The organism is Gammaproteobacteria bacterium, assembly GCA_022340215.1.
In the GTDB taxonomy this organism is placed as follows: Bacteria; Pseudomonadota; Gammaproteobacteria; order JAJDOJ01; family JAJDOJ01; genus JAJDOJ01.
In genome coordinates this window covers 1-5,946 of sequence record JAJDOJ010000075.1, presented here as the reverse complement: position 1 = coordinate 5,946, position 5,946 = coordinate 1, and the positions used below count along the sequence as shown (strand labels likewise).

The window sequence follows — 5,946 nt, the reverse complement described above, 5'->3', positions numbered from 1 at the left end:
CCGGCTACCGGCTACCGGCTACCGGCTACCGGCATCCAGGCGAAATCATCAGCCAAGCGGTATGACTGTAATATCGATTCAATCTCAGCTTCTGAATCGATCAGGTAAACTCCCTTTCAAAACGCATCAAGCTGTAGCCGTCCAGTTGGTTTTGATTTTATGGTATACCAATATACGAATGTTACCCCACTTTCCATGAGTGATTTCGACAGCAGAACATGGCGAAAAAACCTAAGACACCCGCCTCGATACACGCCTCCCAAACGGTCAGCGAGGCCTTTGTTGCCATCATGCGTCACAACTTTGCCTATCTCCTCGAATGGCAGAACGTGGCCCGCAGCTGGGAGGACATAGAGGGCGTACACCAGCTCCGGGTTACAGTGCGCCGCATGCGCTCAGCGCTTACCCTGTTCCGCAGCGCCATCCCCAAGAAGGTGAGCGAGACCTGGGGCGACGAGATGCGCTGGCTGGCCGGCGAGCTGGGCATGGCGCGGGACCTTGATGTCTTCATCGCCGAGGGTCTAACCACGATGGCCGACAAGATGCCTCTGGATGGGGCGGAAAAGCTGCTCGAGCTGGCCAAGGCAAAACGTGCCCACGTCTACGAGACCCAGGTGGCGTCCATGCTGGACAGTAACCGCTACCGGCAATTCAAGGACGGCTTCGTGGACTGGTTCGAACACTCCCGCTGGGAGTCGGCCAACCTTAAGGGCAAACAGAAGAAGAATCTTTCCATGAACCTGGTGGCGTACTCGCGCAACCTGATGGACAAACAGGAGCGCAAGGTCCTCTCGGCAGGCTCCAACGTGGACCGCGACAACCCGGCCGAGATGCATCGCCTGCGCATTGAGTGCAAGAAGCTGCGCTACGCGGCCGAGTTCTTCAGCTCGATGTTCACCGGCATGGACGTCTTCATCCAGCACATGAAGGGTCTGCAGGACCTGCTGGGTTTGATGAACGACGTCGCGGTCATGAAGACGCTGCTGAACTTCGTACTCGAGGGCTCCGAGGATAACGAGCTGATGGTCTACTCAGGCGGGCTGATCGGCTGGCGCACCTGTGATTACTATCATATGCTAGACAGCTTCGACGAATTCTGGGAGGAGTTCATCGCGGCCAAGCACCCATGGTGGAAGAAGTCCGCGCTGGTGCGCTAAGGGGCTGTCACGGCCGGCTGTCCCAGGCTTCAATCCTACCCTCCTGAGTATTCGTCTGAAGATGATTCTATCGCCGTTTCCTGGCGACGGTGGGTAGTTCCTCACGGTCCATGATCAAATGGCTTGGAATCATTGCAGGAACGCTCAGATCGCTGTTACGGGATCGGCGAGAGCTCGCCCTTGAAAATCTGGTCCTTCGGCACCGGCTCGCGGTCCTCAAGCATCGCCACTCCCGTCTGCGACCGACTTTGATCGGTTGTTCTGGGTATTGCCGACGAGCGTGTGGTCCGATTTGCGAGAGTGCCTTCAAGTGGCATTGTCACTAACGCGACTTTCGGCAGACAGGGCGGATGAACAAGCGAAAACCCCGTTTTCACCGCCACCGGTTTCCACCGGAGAGCATTAGCTACGCTATCTGGCTATATCACTGCTTTAGACTGAGCTTCCGCACAACCTTCAAGCAGACGACCAGCGGTTGGCGGCATAACCGGAACGACACTTGTCCGGCTGTCCTAGTTTCCGGGGTCAGTTCTCATCAAGGGAGACAACAATGCGCTAATTCTTGTCGATTCTTGTGCTATTTGGCATATGCACGACGGGGCAGGCTACCGATTCTGATGTCAAGGGAAGCAGCGACTATCCTGATATAGGGTGACTGAAAGGATCATCCCTGAGAAAATACAGTCAGATTGATTTTGACGAGTATCGCATCTTCACTGCGCCCGTCAAGGCGCGAAAGGACAGGGAAAACTACGCTACGCTGGAAGGCCATATTAGAACGCGCGAAGTCTGTGGAGCGCGAACTCGTGAACCGCTACGGAATCGATCCGAAACGTCTCAGAAGTGACGGCGTTGGTTTTCTGGCTCCGGTAGCCAGCAATCGCACCGAACAGGGCCTCGCATTGAACCGCCGTGTGCAACTGGTTGAGCAGCCGACTACCCGCTGACGGATTTTGACATAATTGATTTCAATTGCGGCTCGGGCAACGACCATGCTGACGAACAACGGTTCGTCTTCGAACTGTGGCGCACTGTTCCGTTTACCATACATCAAGGCGGATCGATGCGGAGGGGGTTGACGGTGTGTGCCGCTCCAGAAAATTGGAGTTCGGGCTTGTCCTATCATGGTGTACGGTTACGGCAACTCGGATAGCCGATGCACCTCCGTGCGGAAATTGTCCCCTTCCAACACGACGGTACGGTAACCCGCTTGAGCGGTATCGAATGTCTTTTCGTTTCGGGCAGCAAACTGTACGCTGGTCGATGGCGTGGTGTACAAGGCAGCCTGTCCGATGTGCCCGGTGAACTCCTGATGCACGTGTCCGGCACAAATAATCTTGATCTGTGGCGATGTCTCGACCAGCTCGAGGAATTCTGCAGGATTATTCAGGCCAAGTTTGTCAAGCCAGGCGACATTGATCGGGGTCGGTGGATGGTGTACGAAAAGCAAAACATGGCATCCGCGGGCACTTGCCAATTGCGCTCTGAGCCATTGTAATTGCTGACTGTCAATACGCCCTTTGGTGGCGCCAGGGACATGGGAATCGAGCCCGATGACGCGCCAATCCCCGCATGGAAGCACGAATGTGAGGGGGCCTGTACCGCTATCGAACAATTCCGGGAACACCGCGCGAATATTTCCCCGATCGTCGTGATTGCCGGGAATGATCCGACAACGATCCATCCAATCCCCGAGCGTTTCACGCAGCATCTCGTATGTTTCCTTCGCCTCATCCTGCGCCAGGTCACCGGTGATTACGACGTAATCGAAATCGGGCTGTTGGCGCTTCACCAGGTCGCGCACCGCGTGAAATGTGGCCCAGGTCGGCACGCCGGCTAACACACTTTTTCGATCCCGGTAGAGATGTAGATCGGACAGCTGGACTATTCGTACGTGCATGTCGGGAAATGGATCGATAGCCGACCGGCAGGCATTGCCACTATAACGCAGGATTCGGCACACTAGGCCGATGAACAAGCGAAATCTCCGATTTCACCGCTTAATAATCGTTAAGGCGATTGCCGGAAAATGGCATACCAGATTGCGCCGGATTTTCGTTCGTCATCAAGGCGCGACAACAGGTGCATAGTCGAACTATGGAACGGTTGTCGCAATACGGAGGACGGACGAAAAGACAAGTAGGATGGTATGTCATTTGACAGAAATCGCCTAAGCTAACAATACCCGCGCAGGGCCACATTCAAAGCAAGATTGGTAAAGAGATGCTCCCGCGTGCCTTACGATTCACTCACTCAAGGCTGATTTCGCCGTCGATCGTCTCGACTAACCGCAGGGCGGGTACTTCCAGTTTAACTCTCGCATCCAGGCGCTCGTCTCCCTTGAGCTCGCCACTTTCCAAGGCCTCTCGCACCTTCTGTTCGATGATACGCTGACTCGTAATCCCGACCTTTTTGAGATACTTCCGAATCTCCAGGTTGAAGGCATCGTCATCCATCGTATGTCTCCTAAGCCAAACAGCTGTGCAAAGCACCTTCCGCAGATGGTTGCCATCGATCTGAACGCCACGACGACTCATAAAACTATAGCAGATAACGGCATTGTCAACCTGGCGGAGCGCATCCAGCCTTGAGCCAGATTTCCGATCGTTTCTGCCTCCTCTGGCGCACGTCGCCCCCTGCCAGCGGTCGAATGCTCTGTCCAATGAAGCGGGATCGCTGTAACCGAGCTGGCTGATCAACCTGGGGCCGCCGTTCCTGTTAGTCTGCCGTTGGTTCCAGTATCGGCGTTCGAGGGAAGTCCGAGACCGCCTTCTGTCCGGGTCCGGGCTCGATTGAGTCTGCGGGTCGACGTTGTCCCCAAGGCAGGATCTTAAGTGACCCCTGTTCTCGGTTCGCGATCCGTTCAAAGCTCGAGCGGCTTGACCGGCGCCTCCATCCAGGATTTGTCGCTGCGCCTGTCCACAGAGGGGTCGTCGACGAACAACTCGACCTCGTTGCCGTCGGGATCGTTAAGGTAAAGACTCTGACTGACGGTGTGGTCGGATTGCCCTGCGAGCTCGAAGCCCTTCGTCTGAATGCGCTCACGCGCGCGCCGCAGAGCATCGAGATCCTCACCCACCTTGAACGCCACGTGGTAGAGCCCGATGCGCCGGCCGCGCAGCGGTCCCGGCGCCTCTCCGACCTCGATCAGCAGCAGCTCGTGGTGGGTGCTGCCGCCGCTCAACAGTGCGGCGCGACCGTTGAAGATGGTGCCTGCGACCTCGAACCCAACCACGTCGCGGTAGAAAACGAGGGATCGTTGGAGATCACGCACGTAGAAAACGACATGGGCCAGCTCGGTCATCGATTTCTCCTTTTGAAATTCGGACACGCCCCGGTCCTTGTCGTTCCCGCCAGCAACTTTTCATTCCACCTGAGGCGATTGCCGGAAAATGGCATACCAGATCGCGCCGGATTTTCGTTCGTCATCCAGGCGCGACAACAGGCGCATAGTCGAACTATGGAACGGTTGTCGCAACACAGAGGACGGACGAAAAGCCAAGCAGGATGGTATGTCATTTGACAGAAATCGCCTTAGACCTTGAGGAGTGCTTTTGGGCGTGAGGTGATCGTGTCCGATCATGCCGGTGGTGACCACTAACCGGGTCTCGATACCGCTGCGCAGAATTGCCACTTTAACGCGGCTTTCGGCGTACCAGCAATCGGGGGACCTAGTATTGGGAAACAGCAGCGGGTCTATCGGCATTTCTTGAGGACTGGGCCAAACGATTAAGGACCTGGAAGCTGAAAGGCGCTATCAGGTCCTTCGTTAACCCAAATGGGCCGGTCCGATGCCGATCATCAGGACAGCGTCGCAGCGTCTTCGGCAACCACACCCAGCATTGACGTGGAACCGGCGATCTGCACGCCGTCCATGAAATCGGATTCATCGTAGCCGCGAACCTTGGCGCAGAGTGGGCAGATGAAGATGTTGGCAACGCTCCAGGCAACGGACGAGCGCTCGTTGTCAAACCCCGTTGGTGACGACGATGACCAGTTTCTTGCTATCGAGACATTGCTTTTTCCTCTTACTTTTTTTCCTTAAAGGCGGTTGAACAAACTTCGAGTTGATGGAAGGCTGCGGTCGCCAGGCAGTCACACTGCTTTCCGTTTGGCCACCGATCTACTGGTGGTGAGTAAATCGGTGGGCCGCTAACACCTCAGGCGAAAGGCCGCCCGGTGTCGTAATCGCCGTTGCCTCACGCGGCATGTCGATAGGCGGACACGGGTGAGGCGTTGCGGGCCTGCTGCGCCGCCAAGTGCGGCGAGCTGGTCGAAGAGTTGGTTCTGGGCCTGGCTGCCGCCGACCAGGGGCAGGTCGGGTAAAACGGCGTGAAGCAGGTCGGCGGCCCGCAAATAGGCGTCGGAGCTCAGGGCCCACAAGGCAAGTGCGAAGCGCTCCATGACCCGCTGTTGTTTGGTGTTCGCGAATCTCTGGTCGGTCCGTAGCCAGTGTTCGATGCCGCTCGTGTCGCCGGCACCGGCCAGGGCCAACAGGCGATGTAGCTGCACGAACGGATCAGGGGTGTCGTGCATATAAGCCAGGGCCGTCCGCCGCATCGGTTCCCAATGCAGCGCCACGGGTTGCGGTGCGGACAATGCGAGCCGCCAAAGCAGGGCCGGGGTGTCGGTGAGGGCTCTCCGGTGCTGGCCGCTGTGCGTGGCCAGCCACTCACCCAGCAAGTGGTGGCCGAGGCGCCAGTGGGCGGTGTCTGCAAGGCGATGGGCAAGGGTAAGCGCCTCGCCCGAGGTGCCATGGCTGAAGATCTCGTAGCCACGGATATCGCGG

Annotated in this window: 6 protein-coding genes and 1 pseudogene; 3 read left to right on the top strand and 4 right to left on the bottom strand. The window is 57.1% G+C overall.

Annotated elements, in window-relative coordinates:
- Nucleotides 1-218: 218 nt before the first annotated feature.
- The 3 genes and pseudogenes from LJE91_05625 to LJE91_05615 all read left to right on the top strand — a co-directional run bounded on the left by LJE91_05625 (nucleotide 219) and on the right by LJE91_05615 (nucleotide 2,104).
- On the top strand, nucleotides 219-1,157 hold the full coding sequence (locus LJE91_05625; GenBank protein ID MCG6868215.1) for a CHAD domain-containing protein: 939 nt from the start codon (nucleotides 219-221) through the stop codon (nucleotides 1,155-1,157).
- Between the two features lie 350 nt (nucleotides 1,158-1,507).
- Nucleotides 1,508-1,606 (top strand): annotated as a pseudogene (locus LJE91_05620) (IS6 family transposase).
- Nucleotides 1,607-1,948: 342 nt separating this feature from the next.
- Nucleotides 1,949-2,104 carry a hypothetical protein gene (locus LJE91_05615; protein MCG6868214.1) on the top strand — a complete coding sequence of 52 codons (156 nt, stop codon included), beginning with the start codon at nucleotides 1,949-1,951 and terminating at the stop codon, nucleotides 2,102-2,104.
- 188 nt (nucleotides 2,105-2,292) lie between these two features.
- On the opposite strand, the gene LJE91_05610 is transcribed toward LJE91_05615, so the two are convergent.
- The 4 genes from LJE91_05610 to LJE91_05595 all read right to left on the bottom strand — a co-directional run.
- Nucleotides 2,293-3,135 carry a phosphodiesterase gene (locus LJE91_05610; protein ID MCG6868213.1) on the bottom strand — a complete coding sequence of 281 codons (843 nt, stop codon included), beginning with the start codon at nucleotides 3,133-3,135 and terminating at the stop codon, nucleotides 2,293-2,295.
- 271 nt (nucleotides 3,136-3,406) lie between these two features.
- Nucleotides 3,407-3,613, bottom strand: coding sequence for a DUF6494 family protein (locus LJE91_05605; GenBank protein ID MCG6868212.1), 207 nt, complete (start codon nucleotides 3,611-3,613; stop codon nucleotides 3,407-3,409).
- Between the two features lie 407 nt (nucleotides 3,614-4,020).
- Nucleotides 4,021-4,461 (bottom strand): VOC family protein, encoded by a 441-nt coding sequence (locus LJE91_05600; protein MCG6868211.1) that lies wholly within the window; start codon nucleotides 4,459-4,461, stop codon nucleotides 4,021-4,023.
- An 848-nt stretch (nucleotides 4,462-5,309) separates the two neighbouring features.
- The coding region (locus LJE91_05595; GenBank protein ID MCG6868210.1) for a hypothetical protein at nucleotides 5,310-5,946 on the bottom strand (637 nt) is incomplete at its 5' end.